Annotated in this window: 18 protein-coding genes and 2 pseudogenes; 4 read left to right on the top strand and 16 right to left on the bottom strand. The window is 71.5% G+C overall.

The window, feature by feature from the left end:
• Positions 1-71 precede the first annotated feature (71 nt).
• Both ACFYXM_RS21590 and ACFYXM_RS21585 read right to left on the bottom strand, forming a co-directional pair.
• Positions 72-1,718, bottom strand: a complete 1,647-nt coding sequence (locus ACFYXM_RS21590) for a pyruvate, phosphate dikinase (protein WP_389291449.1) — start codon at positions 1,716-1,718, stop codon at positions 72-74.
• A 77-nt stretch (positions 1,719-1,795) separates the two neighbouring features.
• On the bottom strand, positions 1,796-2,428 hold the full coding sequence (locus tag ACFYXM_RS21585; protein ID WP_389291448.1) for a transcriptional regulator: 633 nt from the start codon (positions 2,426-2,428) through the stop codon (positions 1,796-1,798).
• A gap of 516 nt (positions 2,429-2,944) precedes the next feature.
• Between ACFYXM_RS21585 and ACFYXM_RS21580 the strand changes: the two are divergent.
• Positions 2,945-3,736, top strand: a pseudogene (locus tag ACFYXM_RS21580) (IS5 family transposase); the annotation flags it as partial.
• A 19-nt stretch (positions 3,737-3,755) separates the two neighbouring features.
• Here the strand turns inward: ACFYXM_RS21580 and ACFYXM_RS21575 are convergent.
• The 10 genes and pseudogenes from ACFYXM_RS21575 to ACFYXM_RS21530 form a co-directional block, all read right to left on the bottom strand.
• Positions 3,756-5,003, bottom strand: coding sequence for a TerD family protein (locus ACFYXM_RS21575; RefSeq protein ID WP_389291446.1), 1,248 nt, complete (start codon positions 5,001-5,003; stop codon positions 3,756-3,758).
• A 220-nt stretch (positions 5,004-5,223) separates the two neighbouring features.
• Positions 5,224-6,675 carry a peptidoglycan D,D-transpeptidase FtsI family protein gene (locus ACFYXM_RS21570; RefSeq protein ID WP_389291445.1) on the bottom strand — a complete coding sequence of 484 codons (1,452 nt, stop codon included), beginning with the start codon at positions 6,673-6,675 and terminating at the stop codon, positions 5,224-5,226.
• Between the two features lie 187 nt (positions 6,676-6,862).
• Positions 6,863-7,015 (bottom strand): annotated as a pseudogene (locus tag ACFYXM_RS21565) (IclR family transcriptional regulator); the annotation flags it as partial.
• A gap of 235 nt (positions 7,016-7,250) precedes the next feature.
• Positions 7,251-7,667 (bottom strand): hypothetical protein, encoded by a 417-nt coding sequence (locus ACFYXM_RS21560; RefSeq protein ID WP_389291444.1) that lies wholly within the window; start codon positions 7,665-7,667, stop codon positions 7,251-7,253.
• Between the two features lie 254 nt (positions 7,668-7,921).
• Positions 7,922-8,671 (bottom strand): hypothetical protein, encoded by a 750-nt coding sequence (locus tag ACFYXM_RS21555; protein ID WP_389291443.1) that lies wholly within the window; start codon positions 8,669-8,671, stop codon positions 7,922-7,924.
• Positions 8,672-9,027: 356 nt separating this feature from the next.
• Positions 9,028-9,927, bottom strand: coding sequence for a hypothetical protein (locus tag ACFYXM_RS21550; protein ID WP_389291441.1), 900 nt, complete (start codon positions 9,925-9,927; stop codon positions 9,028-9,030).
• Entirely contained in the window at positions 9,924-10,598 is a 675-nt protein-coding gene (locus ACFYXM_RS21545) for a class F sortase (protein ID WP_389291440.1), read from the bottom strand. Before ACFYXM_RS21545 ends, ACFYXM_RS21550 begins: the two co-directional genes overlap by 4 nt.
• On the bottom strand, positions 10,598-11,281 hold the full coding sequence (locus ACFYXM_RS21540; RefSeq protein ID WP_389291439.1) for a hypothetical protein: 684 nt from the start codon (positions 11,279-11,281) through the stop codon (positions 10,598-10,600). The genes ACFYXM_RS21545 and ACFYXM_RS21540 overlap by 1 nt, the downstream gene beginning before the upstream one ends.
• Positions 11,282-11,394: 113 nt before the next feature.
• Positions 11,395-12,057, bottom strand: a complete 663-nt coding sequence (locus tag ACFYXM_RS21535; protein ID WP_389291438.1) for an anti-sigma factor family protein — start codon at positions 12,055-12,057, stop codon at positions 11,395-11,397.
• Complete coding sequence (locus ACFYXM_RS21530; protein ID WP_389291436.1) at positions 12,054-12,587, bottom strand: sigma-70 family RNA polymerase sigma factor; 534 nt, start codon at positions 12,585-12,587, stop codon at positions 12,054-12,056. The genes ACFYXM_RS21535 and ACFYXM_RS21530 overlap by 4 nt, the downstream gene beginning before the upstream one ends.
• A 323-nt stretch (positions 12,588-12,910) precedes the next feature.
• Between ACFYXM_RS21530 and ACFYXM_RS21525 the strand changes: the two genes are divergently transcribed.
• The 3 genes from ACFYXM_RS21525 (at position 12,911) to ACFYXM_RS21515 (ending at position 17,826) form a co-directional block, all read left to right on the top strand.
• The gene (locus ACFYXM_RS21525) at positions 12,911-13,633 is read left to right on the top strand and encodes a DsbA family oxidoreductase (RefSeq protein WP_389291434.1); all 723 of its coding nucleotides are present in this window, start codon (positions 12,911-12,913) and stop codon (positions 13,631-13,633) included.
• A 150-nt stretch (positions 13,634-13,783) separates the two neighbouring features.
• Positions 13,784-14,845 carry an aminotransferase class V-fold PLP-dependent enzyme gene (locus tag ACFYXM_RS21520; RefSeq protein ID WP_389291433.1) on the top strand — a complete coding sequence of 354 codons (1,062 nt, stop codon included), beginning with the start codon at positions 13,784-13,786 and terminating at the stop codon, positions 14,843-14,845.
• Positions 14,846-15,144: 299 nt separating this feature from the next.
• Positions 15,145-17,826 carry a SpoIIE family protein phosphatase gene (locus tag ACFYXM_RS21515; RefSeq protein WP_389291431.1) on the top strand — a complete coding sequence of 894 codons (2,682 nt, stop codon included), beginning with the start codon at positions 15,145-15,147 and terminating at the stop codon, positions 17,824-17,826.
• Positions 17,827-17,909: 83 nt separating this feature from the next.
• Here the strand turns inward: ACFYXM_RS21515 and thpD are convergent, their stop codons facing one another.
• The 4 genes from thpD to ectA all read right to left on the bottom strand — a co-directional run bounded on the left by thpD (position 17,910) and on the right by ectA (position 21,188).
• Complete coding sequence (gene thpD / locus ACFYXM_RS21510; protein WP_389291481.1) at positions 17,910-18,752, bottom strand: ectoine hydroxylase; 843 nt, start codon at positions 18,750-18,752, stop codon at positions 17,910-17,912.
• Positions 18,753-18,832: 80 nt separating this feature from the next.
• Positions 18,833-19,231, bottom strand: coding sequence for an ectoine synthase (locus tag ACFYXM_RS21505; RefSeq protein WP_389291429.1), 399 nt, complete (start codon positions 19,229-19,231; stop codon positions 18,833-18,835).
• A 168-nt stretch (positions 19,232-19,399) separates the two neighbouring features.
• The gene (gene ectB / locus ACFYXM_RS21500; RefSeq protein WP_389291427.1) at positions 19,400-20,668 is read right to left on the bottom strand and encodes a diaminobutyrate--2-oxoglutarate transaminase; all 1,269 of its coding nucleotides are present in this window, start codon (positions 20,666-20,668) and stop codon (positions 19,400-19,402) included.
• 55 nt (positions 20,669-20,723) lie between these two features.
• Entirely contained in the window at positions 20,724-21,188 is a 465-nt protein-coding gene (gene ectA, locus ACFYXM_RS21495) for a diaminobutyrate acetyltransferase (protein WP_389291479.1), read from the bottom strand.
• Positions 21,189-21,488 lie beyond the last annotated feature (300 nt).

Below are 21,488 nucleotides of genomic sequence, written 5' to 3'. Positions count from 1 at the left end.
AACAAGAACGCTTTTCGTCTACTGGTGGTGAAGGACGTTCATGCCGAGTCGCGCGCCCCGCATGAACGCCGTCAGTTCGCCGGTCCGTCGCCGGTCCGCCGGAGGGCGGCCTGTGCCGAGGTGAGGCGTTCGGCTTCGTTGCGGCCCGTGGTCCTGTCGCCCGCGACGTCGTCGGCCCAGCCCAGCAGCCGGTGCAGCTGTGGGTCGGTCGAGGACGCGGCGATGCGGGGCTCGCCGACGACGACCTCTCCGCCCGTTCCGTCAACGGCGATGAGGGTGCCTTCGGGCAGGGTGCGTCCGCCTGCCCGGACGCAGCCGTCGGCGGCGTCGACGGTGAGGTTCGCGGCACCCACGACGGCGGGTTTCCCCATCGAACGTGCCACCACGGCCGCATGACTTGTCGGGCCGCCGCGAGCGGTGACCACCCCGGCGGCGGCGGCCAGGCCGTGCATGTCGAGCGGGGAGGTTTCGGGGCGCAGCAGGACGACCGGCCCTCCCGCGGCGAGCCGGGCCGCGCTGTCGGCGGTGGTCGCCACTTGGCCGACAGCGACTCCCGGGGAGGCGCCCAGCCCTCGGGTGAACAGGTCGCGGGGTTCGATCGCCGTGATCCGAGGCGTACGTACGTGGGTGAGGTGCTGCGGTGAAACGCGGAGCAGCGCCTCGTCGCGCCCGATCGTTCCCGCGTCGGCCAGGTCGACCGCGACCCGGACTGCGGCACGCCCGACGAACCGCCCGCGGCGCACCTGCAGGATCCACAGTTCGCCCGCCTCGAAGGTGAACTCGACGTAGCACGCGTCGCGGTAGTTCTCCTCGAGCCGGGTCAGGGCGGACAGCAGACGGGTCCACACCTCGGGTTCCCGGTCGGCCAGTTCGCTCAGGGGCTCGGCCAGTGACGAGCCCGAGACGACGTCTTCGCCTTGGCGGCCGAACAGGGCCTCACCGAACGGGACATGCTCGCCGGTGTTGGGATCACGGCTGAACGCGACACCCGTCCCGCTGCGTTGGTCACGATTGCCGAACACCATCGCCTGTACGATCACGGCGGTGCCGAGGTCGTGCGGGATGCCGTGCAGTTCGCGGTAGGTCTTCGCGCGCGGTGTGTTCCACGACGAGAACACTGCCTCGACGGCGAGCTCCAACTGGCGGGTGGCGTCCTCGGGCGCGTTGTCGCCGCTGCGTTCTGCGATGAGCTGCTCGACGTTCTGGATCGCCTCGGCGAGGCGGCTCGTGTCGGCGTCCTGTCCGGCGAGCGCACGGCCGATGACCGCCAGGCTCTCCGGGCCCACGCCGGCGACCTCGGAGGCGAAGCTGGTCAGAAACCTCAGCCGTGAGTCGAGTGCGAACCGCAGGTCGCCCGTCTCGTCGGCCAGGGTGGTGGTCGCCTCGGTGGTGAGCCCGAGGTTGAGGACGGTGCTCATCATGCCGGGCATCGACACGCTGCCGCCGGAGCGGACGGACACCGCAAGCGGCCGCTGTGGACCGCCGAGCCTGCGGTGCGTGGCGGCTTCGAGGCCGTCGACGGCGGCCGCCAGTTCGGCGGCGAGGCCGCTGGGCAGCCGTCCGGTACGGAGGAAGGCGCGGCACGCCTCCGTGCTGATGACGAAGCCCGGCGGCACGGGCAGTCCCAGACGGCGGAGCACGACGAGACCGAGTGCCTTGCCGCCGAGGACTTCCGCCGTCTCCTCGACCTCGGCCGAAATCGGGTGAATCCAGGTCATCGCATGGTCCTCTCTGCGTCGCCTCTGCTGGTTCGGCTGCGGGGTCTGCGCCATGCGCGGGGCGGCGGGTGGCGGATTCAATGGCGCGGGATGCCGAGGGTGGCCAGCAGGTCCTCGTGCAGCTGGAACCACACGGTGTGATACGAGGACGTGCTGTCCGTCACGTACTCCAGAGCGCCGGCCCTCGCCCGGGCGAGCGCGTCGGCGAGCCGGACGGGGTAGCGCTGAAAGCGGAGCAGCGCCTCGGACAGCTCGGCGCAGAGGGGCTCGGCACGCTGGTGGAACTCCATGAACCGGTCGAGCACCCGGGCGTCGTAGGAAGGGTCGCTGTGGTCGTTCATCGTCATGGAGCCGTCTACGGTGCGGGTCTGCCATGCCGTGCAGAGATCGAGCAGCTCGGGGTTGAGCACCAGGAACCGGTCGAACGCCGCGGTCAATCGGGCCCGGGCTCCGGCTTCCTCCAACTCGTCGGCGATCTGCTCGGCATCCGCGGCTCGGCCCTCCTCAGTAAGGCCCCATCCGCCGAAGTCGCCCGCGGTATGGGTGACGAGTCCGGCCACGGCGAGGTCGATCAGTTCCGATTCGACGTCGGACTCGGGGAGTCCCGACGCCCTGGCCACCCCGGAGAGGCCGGAGAAGCCGATGCAGCGGAGGGTGTGAAGCACCAGCAGGTCGGTGCTGGTCGCGTGGGGTGATACAGGCTGGGTCATGGCGCGGCCCCATCGGGTGCGGTGTGGGAGACATCTGCGGTCGTGAGATCGAAAGTGGCCGCTCCATGGGCGGCGCGGGGTCCTTGGGCTCGGGTGACGATTGTGCCGTGCTGCACGCGTACCGCGTACTCGGTGACGTCGTCGGCATCCGGTACACCGACGGCCGACGCTGGCAGACCGCGCTCGTCCAGGACGAGGCGGAGGCGTGGCCAGGCGCCGGTTCGAACAGGCGCCGCAGGCACCGGGCGAGGTCACCGGCCCTCAGCTGTACGAGGCGGCCGGTCTCGGCCGGGTCCGCCGTCGTGACGACCACGGTGATCCGGTCGCCGGTCCGTGCGGCGCGGACAGCCTCCTCGGCGGCTTTCAGACGGTTGGTGCCGAGGAGCGTGATCACCCGTCCTCGGCGAAGCCGATGGGGCGGTGCGTGATGAGATCTTGCAGCTCCTGCGCCCAGCGGTCCCGGCAGGCTCGGGCCTGCGGGACGTAGGACAGGTGCGGAGGGTTCCAGGCGCCGGCCTGCTGGAGGGCGTGATCGCCGAGGCCGCGAAGCGGGGCGAGGTCGGCCTGTCGCTGGTCAGCATCGACTCCACCACCGCGCGCGCCCACCATGACGCAGCCGGAATGCACCTGGACCCAGATGTCCTCACTGCCCTGGAGAAGGCCGCCGTCGAGGAGAAGAAGGCCAGGTCAAAGGGGGCGACCTCGAAGAACAAAACGGACGGGACGCCGAGGCGGATCCCGAACGGGAGGAGCGGCGACGCGTCCGGCGACGCGTCCGGCGACGCCGCAAAATCCGGCTGAAGACAGCTCTCCTGGAACGGTCGCGGGGCGGGCGGACCAGCAAGGTCCACCTCGCCGCCGACCGCAAGTGCCGTCCACCGGCGTTCGTGCTGACCGCGGGACAGGCAGCCGACAGCCCGCAGTTCACCCCCCGTGTTGGGCAAGGTCCGGGTCCGCGGCCCGGCCGGCCGCCCCCGCACCCGGCCCGACGCCGTCGCCGCAGACAAGGCCTACTCGTCTCGCGGAAACCGCGCTCACCTGCGCAGACGCGGCATCAACGCCGTCATCCCCGAGAAGCGGGACCAGGCCGCGAACCGGAAGAAGAAGGGCTCTGGCGGCGGTCGGCCCGTCAGCCACGACGCGGACCTGTACAAGGAGCGCAACACCGTCGAGCGGCTGATCAACAAGTTGAAGGCCTGGCGGGGCATCGCCGGCCGGTACGACAAGACCCCGGAGAGCTACCTCGCCGGCCTCCACTTGCGAGCCTCGATGATCTGGATCAAAGACCTCACCAGGACGACCAGTTGATCACGACCCAATACGCGCCCTAGAGCGCCTGGGCGGCGGGCTTCACCATGCCGCGGACGGTGCGTGCCTTGATGAATTCGCCCATGGCCGTCATCTCCCATTCGCCGGAGAACTGCCTGATCAGCTTCGCCATCATCACGCCGGTCTGCGGCTGAGTGCCGGTCAGGTCGAAGCGGACCAGCTCCTCGCCGGTGACCGCGTCGATCAGTCGGCAGTACGCCTTGGCGACCTCGGTGAACTTCTGGCCCGTGAACGAGTTGACCGTGAAGACCAGGCCGGTCGCCTCGGCCGGGATCCGGCCCAGGTCGACGGTGATCACCTCGTCGTCCCCGGCGCCCTCGCCCGTGAGGTTGTCGCCGGAGTGCTTGATCGCCCCGTTCAGGATGGAGAGCTTGCCGAAGTAGCAGCTGTCCAGGTGGTTGCGCTGGGGGCCGTAGGCGATCACCGAGGCGTCCAGGTCGATGTCCTTGCCGCGGAACGCTGGTTCCCAGCCGAGGCCCATCTTGACCTGGGAGAGCAGCGGACGGCCGCCCTTGACCAGGGACACCGTCTGGTTCTTCTGGAGGTTGACCCGGCCCTTGTCGAGGTTGATCCGGCCGGAGGGCGCAGGTGCGGGCGCGGGTGCGGCCGACGGGGCGAGAGGGGCCGGGGAAGCGGCGATCCGCGGGTCCACGGGGGGCGCGGAGGGCATCGGGGGCGCGGCGGCCGGAGCGGGCGGCGCGCCGGGCGTGGCCGCCGGTGCCGGTGTGGCGGTCGGCGCGGGCTCGTCCTCGACCGAGACGCCGAAGTCCGTCGCGATGCCGGCCAGGCCGTTCGCATAGCCCTGACCGACCGCGCGGACCTTCCAGGCGCCGTTGCGGAGGTAGACCTCCATGACCACCAGCGCCGTCTCGGTCGTCAGCAGGGGCGGGGTGAACGTGGCCAGCACGCTGTTGTCGTCGGCGTTGCGCACGGTCGCCGTGGGCTCGATGCCCTGGAAGGTCTGCCCCGCCGCGTCCGGGCTCGCCGTGACGACGATCTTCTCGATCCCGGGCGGCACCGCGGTGGTGTCCACCAGGATCGCGTCCGGCGACGCACCGCCGCCCGAGCGGTACGTCACGCCGGGGCCGACGGGCTGGTTGTAGAAGACGAAGTCGTCGTCGGAGCGCACCTTGCCGGAGGCGGTGAGAAGCAGGCCCGAAACGTCGAGCCGCACCGGTGCGGAGACGTCCACTGCCACGCGGGCGGCGGACAGAGGGATGTTCGAGCCAGGGGTCATAGCGGTCATGCACCGGGTAACGAACGACCCGGCTTTGCCGTTCCCTTACCTTCACCCGCCTTGACGTACCCGTGACGCCGCTTCCCCGTTCCGCCACGGCGCGAGCCGGCCCGCGCCCCGTGCCGTCCGCCGTCCCGTGAGCAGCAGGGCCGGGGCCGGCAGCGCCGCCGCGCCGGGACCGGCGTACGCACCGCCCTGACGGCCCCGCCCCTCCCGCACGGCCCCGCTGTCAGCGCGCCAGGGCGGCCTTCATCATCTTCTGGGCGATCGGCGCGGCCAGGCCGTTGCCGCTGACCTCCGAGCGGGCCGCGCCCGAGTCCTCGACGAGCACCGCGACCGCGACCTCCTTGTCGCTGGTCCGGTCCTTCGCGTACGAGGTGAACCACGCGTACGGGGTCCTGCTGTTGCCCACGCCGTTCTGCGCGGTCCCCGTCTTGCCGCCGACCTCGGCCCCGGCGATCCGGGCGTTGCTGCCCGTGCCCTCCTCGACGACCGTCACCATCGCGCTGCGCAACTGCTCGGCGGTGGACTTCGAGACCACCCGCTTCGTGTCCCCGTCGGCGTACTCCTGCAGGGTGTCGCCGTCGGCGTCCGTCACCTTCGACACCATGTGCGGCGCGGCCAGTTCACCGCCGTTGGCGAGGGTGGCCGACACCATGGCGATCTGCAACGGCGTCGCGGTCACCTCGAACTGCCCGATGCCCGACAGCGCAGTCTGTGCCTTGTCCATGCCGGACGGGTAGACGCTCTCGAAGGCGCGCACCGGCACGTCGAGCTTCTCGTTGTTGAAGCCGAACTTCTCCGCCATCGCCCTGACCTTGTCCTGGCCGAGATCGACGGCCATCTTCCCGAAGACGTTGTTGCAGGAGTACTGGAGCGCGGTGCGCAGCGTGGCGTTCTCGCAGGGGGCGGAGGGGTTCTCGTTCTCCAGGTCCCTGCTGCTGCCGGGCAGGCGGTACGGATTCGGGCTGTCCGTGCGCTCGTCGACGGAGCCGTACAGCCCGTCCTCCAGCGCCGCGGCGGCCACCACCAGCTTGAACGTCGAACCGGGCGCCAGCGGCTGCCGCAGCGCCCGGTTGACCAGTGGCTTGTCCTTGTCGTCGCGCAGCTTCTCCCACGCGTCGCCGTTCGTCGCCGCACTGATCGTCGACGGGTCGTAGGACGGGGTGGAGACCATGCCCAGGATCTGCCCGGTGCCCGGGTCGATCGCGACCGCCGCGCCCTTGTCGTCGCCGAGCGCCTCGTACGCGGCCTTCTGCACATCGGGGTCGATCGTGGTCAGGACGTCGCCCGGGGTCGCCTGGTTGCGGGTCAACGCGTCCACCGGGTTCTTCAGCCGGTCGTCGGTGCCGTTGAGCACGGGGCCGTAGATCCCCTCCAACTGCGTGGTCCCGAACGCCTGGGAGCTGTAGCCGGTGACGGCCGAGTAGAGCGCGCCATCGGTGTAGGTGCGCTGGTACGCGAGGTCGCCGCCCTTCGTCCTCTTCGAGCCGGTGACCGGTTTCCCGGCCACGATGATGTCACCGAGCGGCTGCGCGTACTGCGCAATGACCTTCCGCCGGTTGTGGTCGTCGTCTGCGAGTGCTTGTGCCCGGTATGCCTGCAGCCACGTCGCCCGCACCAGCAGGGCGAGGACCAGGAGCAGACAGAAGACCGAGGTCCGCCTGATCGTTTTGTTCATCCCGGAGAAGGACGTGCGGGGCGTCGCGCATCGTTCCAGGTCGCGCCGATTCTCACCGATTCCTCATGAACGGTGCGACCGGTCGGAACGGACATGACGGGGCCGGGACGGGACGGTACGCATGCGACCGGACCGGACCGGACCGGGACCGGACCGGCCGCGGACGGGGCGCACGCGACGGGACCGCATACGACGGGGCCTCCTGCACCGTGGTGAGCGAGTGCATGCCGGGCCGTCCGGCGAAGTACTCCAGCAGTTCCACCGTGCGCACGGCGGACTTGACCTGTGCCCCACCCGATTCGGCGGCAGACCCTGCCGCCGCCGAGCGCGGCGAGCGGATCGGCGCCGGGCTCGCGGGCTCGATAGACCCTGGGCCTGGGCCAGTTCTGCACCAAGCCCGGACTCGTCCCGGCCCCGGCCGGGGAGAGCGGCGACGGGCTCCTCCTGCCGGAACTCCGCGAGAGCAACCCGCTGAACCTGCCCCGCAGCGTGGACGGCCACCGCGCGTGACCCTCGCCGTGCCGCCCGGCGGGCAGGAAGCGGAACCGCCGGCCGGGTGATGCGGGAGGCCGGGCTCAGACGGCGAGCCTGATCAACGCCCAGAGAATGACGAGGTCCAGCGTCATCACGCTGATGGCCCACAGCGGGTAGTACGGAATGAACATGAACTGGGTGACCAGGCTGATGGCGGCGAGCCCGATACCGGCCGAACGGCCCCAGTTCATGGACCGCAGCATTCCGAAACCCCCGACCAGCAGGGCGATCCCCACGATCAGATGGATCCAGCCCCAGGTGGTGAGGTCGAAGCGGTACTCGTAGTGCAGCGGCACGCCGTAGAGCCGGTCGCGGGCGATGCCGGTGATGCCCTGGAGAACGCTCAGCACCCCACTGAGGACCAGCGCCACGCCGACGAACATCGCCGGTCCGGCCACCCGCACGCCGCCCCGGGGGACCGTCGTGTCCTGCCGCACCCCGCTGGGCATGCTCGCCATGGCTGTCACCTTTCGTCGCTGGCGCGGTCGTCGCCGCACCTCGTGGCGCGGAAGCGGAAACCGGCGGCGCTTCCGCCACGATCACAGCGTGAACCCGCGACCACCGCGCGGCGACCGCACCAGGCCGGCCGAGTGACCCGGCCGCCCGGGCCGGTTGCTCGCCGTGGACCGGGGCGTGGCCCCTTGCCCGCCGTCCGGGAAGACCGTATGGGCCGAGGTCTGTGCCGTGACCAGCGGGGCGCGGGAGCGGGCCCTCAGCGTTTGAGACTCGCCATGAGGTCACGCATGTCACTGATCAGGGCCGAATGGTAGGCGGACGCGTTCGGGGTCTCCGGTCCGTCGTCCGGGGGCCGCTCGTCCGGGCTGCTGTTCAGGTAATGGGTGAAGACGGACAGGCTCAGGGAGAAGACCGCGCCGCCCTCCAGCACCCGGAGTTCCGAGGTTTCGTCGTCACTGGTCAGCAGGTACGCCCGGTCGCCGAGGTTCGGAACCGTCTCCAGCTTCGCCTCGGGCGCGATGCCCAGATCGGTGACGCGTCTCAGCGCCTCGAACTCGGCCCGGGGGTCCGTCTGCTTGTGGAGTGCCACCATGACTCCGACGCTGTACGCGATCGACCAGCCCCGGGCGGGCTGCTCCTCCCCGTCCGGTGATCGGAGCGGAATGTAACAGCGCACCTGGTCGAGGGCGGCATGGCTCACGACGCGCGGTCCGGTGTCGGTGGTGCTCTCCCTCGGTCCGATCGCCGCGCCGATCGACTTCAGCCGCAGGGACGGGCAGGGATCCTTGTCCAGCCGGTACCCGTGCATGTCCGGTCTCCGGTCGCCGAGTCCGTACAGGAAGAACGCCCCGGCCCAGAGGACGGTGGCCATGACGGCCCCGCCCAGCGCCCACAGCCATGGTCTGCGCTCCCCGGGCCTCCCGACGGGGTCGTTGCCGAAGCCGTCCATCACCTCGCGGGAGTCGGTGGGGCCGAAGTCCCCCGTCATCTCCGGCTCGGAAATCATCAGGCTCCCCCTCGGTCGTGACCTTCGCTCTCCGTGGGATCACATCACGTGCCCCAGCGCCCGCGCAGGTGTTTGATGCCCTCCGTCCGTGCCGTGATGGTTCAGGCGTTGCGCGTGGTGTGTCCGCGCACGCGCCGCCCGGGCCGGTTGCTCGCCGTGGACCGGGGCGTGGCCCCTTGCCCACCGTCCGGGAAGGCGGTACGGGCCGATGCGGCCCGCCGCGCTGCCGGCGGAGGCGGCGTCCGGCCGCGCACGACCCGCACGGCCCGCTGCTCTCGCCGGGCCGAGACCGCACCCGTACGGATGCGTGGGGCGGGCCGGGCCGAGGAGCCGGTCCGGCCCACGTCGTCACCGCGTCAGCGGTTGATCTCGACGAAGCGTATGCCGTCGTTGTTGAGCGGATCGGCGTCCGTCGAGCCGGCCGGCCGGATGCTGTACCGCACGGCCTCCGGGATGCCGGTGGCTCCCTCGGGGACCTTGACCTTGAACGTGAAGGTGGCCTGCGCCGGGATGTCGCCGAGATCGCAGGTGACGGTTCCGTCCTTCGCGGGCGTGGCACACTCCTTGGGCTTCCAGTGCACCGCGTATCCCGGGAACGGTTCCAGCCGGATCGTCCCCTTGGCGGGCTGCGAGCCCTGGTTGCCGTAGTCGAAGTCGTACGTGACCACTCCGTCGGCGTCCGGCTTCGAGGCACGGGGCGGCGGGAACATGAACAGGTCCACGTCGGCCTCCTCTTCCGCGGCCCTGGTCGCGCTGACGCTGTCGCCCGAGGCGGAACCGCCGGCCGCGCCCTTCTCGACCAGTTCGACGCTCAGTGCGGGCTTCGAGGCGTCCCATGCCCCGTCGGGCGCCTGCAGACGAGCCTTGGTCTTACCGGACTTGGGCAGGTCGTCGTAGGTGATGCTCACCGTCGACGGGTTCACGCGCGTGCCCCTGCTGGCGACGGCCGCCCAGGTGAATCCGTTCTTCGCGGTCATTCTCAGCTCGGCCCCCGCCGCTGGGCGCTCTCCCTTCCACCCGAAGGTCACGGGAACGGCCAGCCGGCCCCCGCGCGGTACGTTCAACGAGTCCGGGGTCTGTGCGAGGAGGCTCGTGCGGGCACCGGAGGAGGCGGAGGCAGCGCTCGGCGTGGCCTTCGCGGAGGAGCCGTCGGGCGACGAGCACGCGCTCAGCAGCAGGGCGGCAGAGGCCAGTGCGGCGGCGCAGGCACAGCGGGCGGCGCGTGTGCGGGACGGACGTGCGTGCAGGGCAGTCATCTGGTTCGGGTCAACTCCGCGTAGACGATGATGTTGTCGGGCCTGTGGCCGTCGGTGAGGGCGCCGCCGCAGGTGACGACGCGCAGGGTGGCTGTGCTGGTGTCGCCGTAGACCCGCTCGGTGGGAAAGCGGTCCTTCGGGACCTGCTGCAGCTCCCGGACGGTGAACTCGGCTTGCCTGCCGTCCGCCCGGTCGACCAGGATCGTGTCCCCGGGGCGCATGCGGGAGATGTCGCGCAGCACGGCGGGCCCCTCGACGGTGTCGAAGTGGCCGATGAGCACGGCCGGCCCACGCTCCCCCGGAGTGACCGCTCCGGTGTACCAGCCCATGCGGTCCGCCTGGGCGACAGAGGGCACCTGCACGCTCCCGTCGCTGCGCAGGCCGAGTCGCAGCAGTGGCCCCGTGTCCACGCCCGCGGCCGCCATGCGGACCCGGACCGGCTCGGACCGGGCCAAGGGGGCGGCAGCGGGCGTGGTCGTCGCGGGGGAGGTGTCCTGCCGGGACGCCGCCACCGGGATGTGCGCGCCCGTGTCGTCGGCGGGGGAGCCCAGGCCGCCGTACACGACGATGCCGATCCCGAGGGCGAGCGAGCCCGCCCCCGCAGCGGCGCCGGCGGGGCGCCGCGGACGCGAGCCCGCGACGCCCCGCCGGTATGCGTGCCTGCCGGTCATCAGGCGGCGGAGCCGCGGCTCCGCCGCCTGATGACGGAGTAGCCGAGGGCCGCGGCACCGAGGGCGGCGACACCGCCGCCTACGGCGATGAGGGAGGTCTTGTCCGTGGCACCCTCGGCGCCGGCGTCGACGCCGCCCTTGGGCTTGTCGGCGGTCTGCCCGGCACCATCGCCCTTGGCCGAGTCGGAGCCCGCCCCGCCCGTGGAAGCCTTGGTGGCGAGACGCTCACCGTCGGCGCCGACGAGGTACCAGGTGGTCCCGGCACCGCCCGGAGCGAGGCCGTGCCCCTTGACGTCGCCGGCCGCGGCGTCCTTGGCGAAGTAGTACAGCGGCTGGTCGTTGATGGTGAGCTGCTGCTTGCCCTTGGTCGGGGCCTGCACGGAGTCGATGTGTCCGAGCTTGCCGGTCACAGCGCCGTCCGCCTCCTGCTTGTCGCCCGCGAGTGCGGCCGGCCAGGCGGTCACGCACTTCTCGTCCTTGCAGGCGGAGGTGGACGCGGAGTCCTTCTCCCAGACGTAGAGGGCGTTGCCGTCCGAGTCGGCGAGCGCCTTGCCGTACTGCGTGTCGATCAGTTTGAGTTCGCCGGTCACGGTGGACTCGGTGAGCGCGAGCGCACCGGGGGCGCCGAGGCCGACGAGAAGGAAGGCGGCGGCCGTCGTGGTCGCGAGGCGCTTGCTGGTCATGCTGTCACTCCTGTTGGTGGTGTCGTGCTGTGCGATGGTCGGCAGGTCTGGGCCGAACTGCCGTACCGGAGGGGAGAAGCGAAGGAGACGCGGTACTAGTGCCGGGAGGGGTACTAGATACGGCGTTGCGTCAGATCTTGTTGTTCGGCGTCGAGAATGCTGATGCGGACGATGTCCTGGGCCTTGATGCCCGTCGCGCCGGTGACGTTGACCTTGCCGTTGCCGGGGCTGACCCAGGCCGCCGCCACTTCCTTGCGGCCGTCACGGTTCTCGGTCACGAGCGTCACGCGCTCGTGCGGCGGAAGATCGCGCAGAGTGAGGCGCACCTCGGTGCCCCAGGGCCGGGAAGCCAGCTCGGCGCTGCCGGTGACCTGGCCGGGGGCTCCGCCGAGAGCCATGTCGCGTACGACGGCGGCCTGCGGCGGCGCGTTGTCACCGGACGTGGTGGCACCGAGAGCGAAGCCGACACCTGCGGCGCAGGCAGCCAGGGCGACCCCGGCCGCGGCCAGCCGCCATCTCATCGGCCGTGCCACAGGCGGCACGGGCTCGACCCGGTCCTGAAGTGCCTGTGGGCCGCCCGCGGCCAGGGCCTCGGGAACGTCGAACAGCGCGTCGCAGGCACGGCTGCACTCGGCACAGGCCAGCAGGTGGGCGTCGGTACGGGCCTGGTCACGGGCGCTGAGCCCGCCGAGCACGTAGGCCCCCAGCCAGCCGCTGACCTGGGCGTGTTCGGACGATGGACGCAGCCGCGGGTCATCCGGGCCGGATGCGCTCACGGTACGAGCCCCTGGTCCTGCAGGGCGGCACGCAGGGCACGGGTGCCGTAGTAGGCGCGGGACTTGACGGTCCCCTCAGGGACACCGATGCGTTCAGCGGTCTCCGCCACGGTGCGCCCGTGGTAGTAAAGATCCACAACTACCTCTCGATGGATTGGGGTGAGCTGGTCGAGCGCCGCGCGCACGAGCCAGGCGTCCGCGAGCCGATCGGTCTCCGTGACCGGCAGGCTCGTCGCGTCGCTGAGGGCGGCCAGCTCCTCGTGGCCTCGGGGCAGTGCGGGGCGTCGGCTCTCGGCCCGGTGGTGGTCGACGAGCACGCTGCGCGCGATGGTGAACAGCCAGGACCGGATCTGGGCACGCGTGTACGGACCGTCGGGCTCGGGAGCGCCCGAGCGCCAGGCCCGCAGGAAGGTCTCCTGGAACATGTCCTCGGCCTGGTGCCTGTCCCGCCAGCGGGAATCGAGGTACGCGCGCACCGCAGGGCCGAACTCCTGCTGGAGCGCGTCGACGCTGCGGGTCGCCTCGGTCAACGGGCTGCCACAGCGGCCGCTGTCTGCTGACGGGTTGGGTTCCTGTGCATGTCGACTCCCGGATCACGGCATTTACCTTGCTCAGCACCTGGAACGATGTGCTTGGGCGCATGGTTCAACCGGAGACGGACTTTCTCTCACGGCCGGCCGACATGCTCGCGCGCGGTGGGCGGCGGGCCCCGCACCGGCCGGTTCGTGTTCCGGGAATGCGCGGGGCCGCCGTGGTGTTCGTCCCGGTGCGCGGAGGAGCGCTTCGCGCTGCTCGGGCCCCGGATTCCGGGGGCCGGGCCCCAGCCCCCCGACTCCCGGAGAGAAGAAGAGACATGCGCGTCGAGATCTGGAGCGACATCGCCTGCCCCTGGTGCTACATCGGCAAGGCCCGCTTCGAGAAGGGCCTGGCGGGGTTCGCCCACCGCGACCAGGTCGAGGTCGTGCACCGGTCCTTCGAGCTCGACCCCGGGCAGGCCAAGGGTGACACCGTGCAGGTGGTCGACATGCTGGCGCGGAAGTACGGTCGCACCCCCGAGGAGGCGCGGGCCATGGAGGAGAACGTCGCGGCCAACGCCCGGGCCGAGGGGCTCGGCTACCTCACCGAGGGCCGCGACCACGGCAACACCTTCGACATCCACCGGCTGCTCCACCTGGCCAAGGCCCGCGGTCGCCAGGACGAGCTGCTGACCCTCGCCTACCGGGCGAACTTCGCCGAGGAGCGTTCCGTCTACGACGCCGATGTGCTGGTCGAGCTGGCCGTCGAGGCCGGGCTCGACGCGGACGAGGCGCGGGCCGTGCTCGCCGATCCGGAGGCGTACGCCGACGAGGTGCGGGCGGACGAGCGGGAGGCGTCCGAGCTGGGGGCCAACGCGGTGCCGTTCTTCGTGCTCGACCGGCGGTACGGGATCTCCGGCGGCCAGCCCGCCGAGGTCTTCGCGCAGGCGCTCGAACAGGCGTGGAAGGACCGGCCGCTGACCGCGATCGGCGGGGACGCGGCGTCCTGCGACGCCGACGGCGCCTGCGAGGTCCCGCAGAACGGCGGTGGCGCCTCCTGAGCCCCGGCAGTCCCGACAGTTCCGGCAGTCCGGGCGCGTGGACGGCGGATCCGGCAGTCCCGACAGTCCCGGCGCGGGCCTTTGAGCGTCGGCGGTCTTCGCTGATCGTCACTGATTGACGGGCGATCAAGGCGGCTTCAGGCTGGACGCATGGAGACTGCCTCGCTCAGCCATGTGGTGGAAGACCAGTTCGCACCGGAGACCACGTACCTCAACACCGCCAGCTGCGGCCTGCTGCCCCGCCGTGCGGTGGAGGCCGTGAAGAAGCTCGTCGACGAACTCGCCACGGGACGCAGAGCCGGTTCCGGCGACTTCGAGGCGGTGGAGGCGGCCCGGGCCGGTTTCGCCCGCCTCGTCGGGGTCGACGCCGACCGGGTCGCCGTCGGCGGTTCCGTCTCCGTGCACGTCGGGCTGATCGCGGCCTCGCTCCCGGCGGGGGCCGAAGTCCTGGCGCCCGAGGGGGAGTTCAGCTCCGTCGTCAGCCCGTTCGCGGTCCGTGGCGATCTGAGGGTGCGGTACGTGCCGCTGGAGGCGCTGGCCGACGAGGTACGGCCCGGGACCGCGCTCGTCGCCCTCTCCTCCGTGCAGTCCGCCGACGGCCGGATCGCCGACCTCGACGCGGTACGGAAGGCGGCGGCGGCCCACGGCGCCCGGACTCTGCTCGACGCCACCCAGTCGGCCGGCTGGCTCCCGCTGGACGCCGGGGCGTACGACTACACCGTCGTCGGCGGCTTCAAGTTCCTGCTCGGTCCGCGGGGCACGTCGTTCCTCACCGTCACCGAGGAGGCGCAGCGCACCCTCCCGGCCCTCTTCGCCGCGTGGGTCGCCTCCGACGACCCCTGGAACAGCACGTACGGCCCGGTCCGGCGGCTCTCGCAGAGCGCCCGCCGCTATGACGAACCGCTGTCCTTCCTCTCGTACCACGGGGCCGAGCACTCCCTCGCGCTGCTGGGCGAGGTCGGTGTCGACGCCGTCCACGCCCACGTCACGGGGCTCGCGGCCCGCTTCCGGGAAGGGCTCGCCGGGCTGGGGCACGAGGCGGTGGCGGGGGAGTCGGCCATCGTGGCCGTGCCCGGACTCGGCGGACGGGCGGCCGAGCTGGCGCGGGCCGGGGTGGTGGTCTCGGACCGGGCGGGAAGTCTGCGCGCGGCCTTCCACCTCTACAACACGGAGGCCGACGCGGACCGGGCCCTGGACGTGCTCGCCCGCTGAGTCCACGGGGGCGACCGGGCCGCGTTCGAGCGCTTCCTGACGGCCGCGAGAAGGTGGCGCCCGGTCGCGTGAACACGGCCCGTCACGATGGCGGCGTCGGCGGACCGCCGCGTCACCCGTACCGGCCCGGAGCGGGTCCGGTCCCGTGGCCGCCGGACCGGCGCGGGCGGCGTCACGCCGGTCGCGTACCGAGGGGCCCCGGCCGCCTTCGCAGCACGCGCCCTCGACCCCGCGGTGTTACAAAGGGCAATGTGGTCAGTCGTCGCGGCCGATTCCGGAGCGCACAGCTTCGGTCACTCGTGGGCAAGTACCCCCGGAGCCTCGCGGGCCAGGTCTTCGCCCTCCAGGTGGCCGTGGTCGTGCTCCTGGTGGCCGCCGCGGTCCTGGCGCTCGTCGTGGAGTCCCGGTACGACAGCGAGACCGAGGCGAGACGCCGCTGCATCGCCGTCGCGCAGACGTTCGCGCACTCGCCGGGCGTCGTGGCCGCGCTGAGTGCCCCCGATCCCTCCCGGGTGCTCCAGCCGCTCACCGAGGCGGGGCGGAAGGCGGCCGATGTCGACTTCATCGTCGTGACGGACACGCGGGGGATCCGCTATACGCATCCCCGGCCGGAACTGATCGGGAAGAGGGCCGTCGGCAACATCGGCCCACCGCTGGCCGGCCACGTGTACACCGAGAGCGTCAACGGCCCGCTCGGCCGCGAGGTGCAGGCGATCGTCCCCGTCCACGGTTCCGCGCACAAGGTCGTGGGCCTGGTGGCCGCCGGGGTGAAGGCCAAGAACGTGACCGGAGCGGTGACACGGCAGATCCCGATCATCCTCGGCGCGGGGGCGACCGCGCTCACCATGGCCACGGCCGGGACGGCGCTGGTCGCCAGACGGTTGCGACGGCAGACCCACCGGCTGGGACCTGCCGAGATGACCCGCATGTACGAGCACCACGATGCGGTGCTGCACTCCGTGCGCGAGGGCGTGCTCATCGTCGGCAACGACGGCCGGCTGCTGCTGGCCAACGACGAGGCCAGACGGCTGCTGGACCTGCCGTTCGAGGCCGAGGGGCGGCACATCTCGGAAGTGGCCGGTCTCGACCCCGGCATGACGGCACTGCTCACCTCGGGGCGCACGGCCACGGACGAGGTGCATCTCGTGGGGGACCGGCTGCTCGCGGTGAATCAGCGGACCACGGACCGTCACGGCGGACCCAAGGGGACGGTCGCGACCCTGCGCGACTCCACGGAACTGCGGGCGCTGTCCGGCAGGGCGGAGAACGCCCGTGAACGGCTGCGGCTGCTGTACGACGCCAGTCTCGGTATCGGTACCACCCTCGACGTGGTGGGCACGGCCGAGGAACTGACCGAGGTCGCGGTGCCCCGGCTGGCCGACTTCGTCACCGTCGATCTCGCCGACCCGGTCCTGCGGGGGGACGAGCCGGCCGGTACGGAAGCGGACATGCGCCGCACCGCCGTCCACGGCGTCCGGGACGACCACCCCCTCTACCGCCCCGGCCGCCTGACCAGCTTCCTCCCCTCCACTCCGCAGGCACGGGCCTTCGCCACCGGCCGGCCGGAGCTGGTGCCCGACCTGTCCGCCGCGCCCGGCTGGCTCGCCCAGGACCCGGAGCGGACCCGGAGGATCGTCGATTACGGCATCCACTCCCTGATCACGGTGCCCCTCCAGGCACGGGGCGTCATCCTGGGCATGGCCGACTTCTGGCGCTGCGACAAGCCCCAGCCGTTCGACGAGGACGACCTGTCCCTGGCCGAGGAACTGGTCGTCCGGGCGGCCGTCAGCATCGACAACGCCCGCCGCTACACCCGTGAGCACGTCATGGCCGTGACACTGCAGCGCAGCCTGCTCCCGAGGGCCCTGCCCGAACAGAGCGCGCTCGAGGTCGCCCATCGCTACCTGCCGGCGATCTCCGGGGTGAGCGGCGACTGGTTCGACGTGATCCCGCTCCCGGGCAGCCGGGTGGCGCTGGTCGTCGGGGACGTCGTCGGCCACGGCCTGCACGCGGCCGCCACGATGGGACGGCTGCGCACGGCCGTGCACAACTTCTCCACGCTCGACCTGCCGCCCGACGAGATCCTCGGCCACCTGGACGACCTGGTCGCGCGCATCGACCAGGAGGAGGCGGAGACCGCCGTCGGCGCGGGCGTCATGGGAGCCACCTGCCTCTACGTGATCTACGACCCCGTCTCCCGCCACTGCGCCGTGGCGCGGGCCGGTCATCCCCCGCCCGCGCTGGTCCGGCCCGACGGCGGCGTGTCCATCCCCGACCTGCCGGCCGGCCCGCCCCTGGGCCTGGGGGGCATGCCGTTCGAGACAGCGGAACTGACGGTTGCGGAGGGCACGCAGTTCGTCCTCTACACCGACGGGCTCATCGAGGACCGGACCCGGGACATCGACGTGGGGATCGAGCTGCTGCGCCAGGCCCTGGCGGGCCACCCCGACCGGTCGCCGGAGGAGAGCTGCCAGGCGGTGCTCGACGCGCTCCTGCCCAGTCGGCCGAAGGACGACGTGGCACTGCTCATCGCCCGGACGCGGGCGGTCCCGCCCGACCGCTTCGCCGACTGGGACGTGCCGTTCGACCCCGCCGCGGTGGCGGGGATGCGCGCCGCCGTGGCCCGGAAGCTCGACGACTGGGGCCTGCCCGCGCTCGCGTTCCCGATGGAGCTGGTCCTCAGCGAGTTGATCACCAACGCCATCCGCTACGGCTCCGCGCCGGTCACCGTACGACTGCTGTACGACCGCACCCTGACCTGTGAGGTGGCCGACGCCAGCAGCACCTCGCCCCATCTGCGCGACGCCGCCGTGACGGATGAAGGGGGCCGCGGTCTGTTCCTCGTCGCCAGAGTGGCCGAACGCTGGGGCACCCGTTACACCCCGCACGGAAAGGTCATCTGGGCGGAGCTGTCGCTGACCCGGGCCGGCGGGGGCGCGGACGGCACGGTGTGGCCGGACGTCCTCGGCGCGGGACTCTGACCGCCCCGCCGACGAGCCCCGAGGGGCGCGCCTTCCCGCCACGGCCCGGTACGCCCCCGGCCGGTCCGGCCCGCCGGGGGACGTCACCCCACCGGCGTGAAGTCCCGTGCCCCGATGAACTCCGGACGCCGCGCCGGTGCCGCGAACGGCTCCTCGGCGGCGTTCTCCACGCTGTTGAAGACGATGAACACGTTGCTGCGCGGATACGGGGTGATGTTGTCGCCCGAGCCGTGCATGCAGTTGCAGTCGAACCAGGTCGCCGAACCCGCCGGTCCCGTGAAGAGCTTGATGCCGTGCCGGTCGGCCAGCCCGGTCAGCGCCTCGTCGGACGGGGTGCCGGCGTCCTGCATGCGCAGGGACTGCTTGTAGTTGTCCCGCGGGGTCGCGCCGGCGCAGCCGAGGAACGACCTGTGCGAACCGGGCATGATCATCAGCCCGCCGTTGGTGTCGTGGTTCTCGGTCAGCGCGATCGACACGGACACCGTCCGCATGCGCGGCAGACCGTCCTCGGCGTGCCAGGTCTCGAAGTCCGAGTGCCAGTAGAACCCCGAGGCGCCGAACCCCGGCTTCACGTTGATCCGGGACTGGTGGACGTACACGTCCGAGCCGAGGATCTGACGGGCCCGGCCCACCACCCGCTCGTCGGCGACCAGCCGGGCGAAGACCTCGCTGATCCGGTGGACCTCGAAGACCGACCGGACCTTCCGGGACTTCGGCTCGATCACCGAGCGCTCGTCGGCGCGCACCGCGGGGTCGGCGATCAGCCGGTCCAGCTCGGCGCGGCAGGTGGCGACCTCGTCCGGGGTGATCAGCCGGTCCACGCTGAGGAAGCCGTCGCGGTCGAAGTCCTGGAGGTCCTTCACGGCGATCGGTCCCGAGGTGCCTGGCGCGGACCAGACGACCGGGTCCTGGCGGGGGGTGACCATCTCGGCCGTGCCGCGCGTGGGGTAGAGGTCGGGGCGTGCGCCCGTGCGTACGGCCGCGTGCGCGTCGGTGGTCACGGAGCTCAGCCCTCCTCGGTCAGCAGAGGGTAGACGCCGTTCTCGTCGTGTTCCTCCCGTCCGGTGACCGGCGGGTTGAAGACGCAGACGCAGCGGAAGTCGGTCTTCGGCCGCATGGTGTGGCGCTCGTGGCCGTCCAGCAGGTACATCGTGCCGGGGGTGATCCAGTGCTTCTCGCCGGTCTCCTCGTCGGTGAGTTCGGCCTCGCCCTCGACGCACAGCACGGCCTCGATGTGGTTCGCGTACCACATGGTCGTCTCGGTGCCCGCGTACATGGTGGTCTCGTGGAGGGAGAAACCGACCTTCTCCCGCGCGAGCACGATGCGCTTGCTCTCCCAGGTGCCGGAAGCGGCCTTCACGTGCCGGTCGGTGTTCTCGATGTCGCTGAAGGATCGGACGATCACGGTAGGTGGGTCGCCTTTCTCTGTTCTCTGTTCTCTGTGCTCGGTTCTCTGTGCGGTGCTGCCCGGTGCGGGACTCGTCCTCGCGGCAGGGCCGGGGCGTCGCGGTCCGGTGCGGGCCGGTCGGGCACGGGCGGGATCCGACGCGCCCCGGCCCGGACCGGCCCGGGGTCAGGCCGTCTCGCGGATCGCGCGGGCCAGCGTGCGCAGCCCCTCGTCCAGTTCCTCGGGAGTGACGGTCAGCGGCGGCAGCAGCTTCACGACCTCGCTCTGCGGACCGGAGGTCTCGACCAGGAGGCCCAGTTCGAACGCGCGGGCGCAGACCGCGGCGGCGCGCGAGGTGTCGGCGAACTCCACCCCCCAGACCAGACCGCGGCCCCGGTACCGCGCCCCGAGCCCGGCGTGTTCGTCGCAGATCGCGAGGAGCGCCTGTTCGACCTGCTCGCCCCGGGCCAGGGTCTGCTTCTCCGTCTGGCCGTCCGCCCAGTAGGCGTCCAGCGCGGCGGCGGCCGTGACGAACGCCGGGTTGTTGCCGCGGAACGTGCCGTTGTGCTCGCCCGGCCCCCAGATGTCCAGCTCCGGCCTGAACAGGCAGAGCGACATGGGCAGTCCGTAGCCGCTGATGGACTTCGACAGGGTGACGATGTCGGGGACGATGCCGGCCTCCTCGAACGAGAAGAAGGCCCCCGTGCGCCCGCACCCCATCTGGATGTCGTCGACGATCAGCAGCATGTCGCGGCGCCGGCACAGGCCGGCGAGCGCCCGCAGCCACTCGGCGCGCGCCACGTTGATGCCGCCCTCGCCCTGCACCGTTTCGACGATCACGGCGGCCGGCTGGTTGAGACCCGACCCCTGGTCCTCCAGGAGCCGCTCGAACCAGAGGAAGTCGGGCACCCGGCCGTCGAGGTAGTTGTCGAACGGCATCGGGGTCCCGTGCACCAGCGGGATGCCGGCCCCGGCCCGCTTGAACGCGTTGCCGGTGACGGCCAGGGAGCCCAGCGACATGCCGTGGAACGCGTTGGTGAACGAGACGATCGACTCGCGCCCCTTCACCTTGCGGGCCAGCTTCAGCGCCGCCTCGACCGCGTTGGTGCCGGTGGGACCGGGGAACATCACCTTGTACGGGAGGTCGCGCGGACGCAGTACATGGTGCTGGAAGGACTCCAGGAAGGCGCGTTTCGCGGTGGTGGCCATGTCGAGGCCGTGGGTGATCCCGTCGCGCTCGACGTAGTCGATCAACGCGCGTTTCAGCACGGGGTTGTTGTGGCCGTAGTTGAGGGATCCCGCGCCGGCGAAGAAGTCGAGGTAGTCGTGGCCGTCCTCGTCCGTCAGACGGGAGCCCTGCGCACGGTCGAACACCGCGGGCCAGCCGCGGCAGTAGCTCCGTACCTCCGACTCCAGGGTCTCGAAGACGCTCAGCGCGGGCGGGGTGATGGTCACAGGGGGTTCTCCTGCTTGAGGGGGGTGGCGGGTGGCGTCATGCGTTCCGGACCGCTCAGGAGGGGAACGGGCCGATGCGGTACAGGACTTCGGGCAGATGCGTTCCCTCGGGGAACAGCTCGCCGTCGAAGAGCACCTCGCGCTCCAGGGCGGCCGCGTGGCGTCGCGCGTACGCGGTGAACAGCCGGTCCGACGCGGTGTTGTCAGGGGTGATGGTCGTCTCGACGCGGGACAGGCTCCGCGCGTCGGCGACCCGCGAGGTCAGCGCGTCCAGCAGCCTTCCCGCCAGTCCGGATCCGCGGTGGGCGCGGTCGACGGCCACCTGCCAGACGACGAGCGTGCCGGGGCGGTCCGGCCGGAGGTAGCCCGTCACGAAGGCGACGGGCGCGCCGGAACCGTCGCGGGCCACCACGGAGGTGGCGGCGAAGTCACGGCACCACAGCAGGTAGCTGTACGAGGAGTTGAGGTCCAGGACCTCGGAGTCGCGGGCGATGCGCCAGATCGCGGCCCCGTCCTCCACTCGTGGGGTGTCGATGGTGAGGAATTCGTTTCGGGCACGTGCAAAATCTGCTGGTGCGGCGGTCATGCAAATTGAATTTACCCAGCAAATTCTCAAATTGCATCGACGCGAGGGGTTGGGCAGACAGATCGCCCGTGTTATCACGCGGGCGCGCGCACTGGCGCGACCGGGCTGCGCTTTCCACCGTTTTGAGGCTATTTTATCCGGCATAGCGGTCGCGCTGTGGAGTCGGTCACAAGGTCATAACTCTCGGATCACGCAACGGAATTGTGTGGATCGACGTCGGGAGAAGCCCCTCGG

This window comes from Streptomyces sp. NPDC002476, assembly GCF_042889785.1.
In the GTDB taxonomy this organism is placed as follows: domain Bacteria; phylum Actinomycetota; class Actinomycetes; order Streptomycetales; family Streptomycetaceae; genus Streptomyces.
This window is presented reverse-complemented; position numbering and strand designations above follow the sequence as displayed.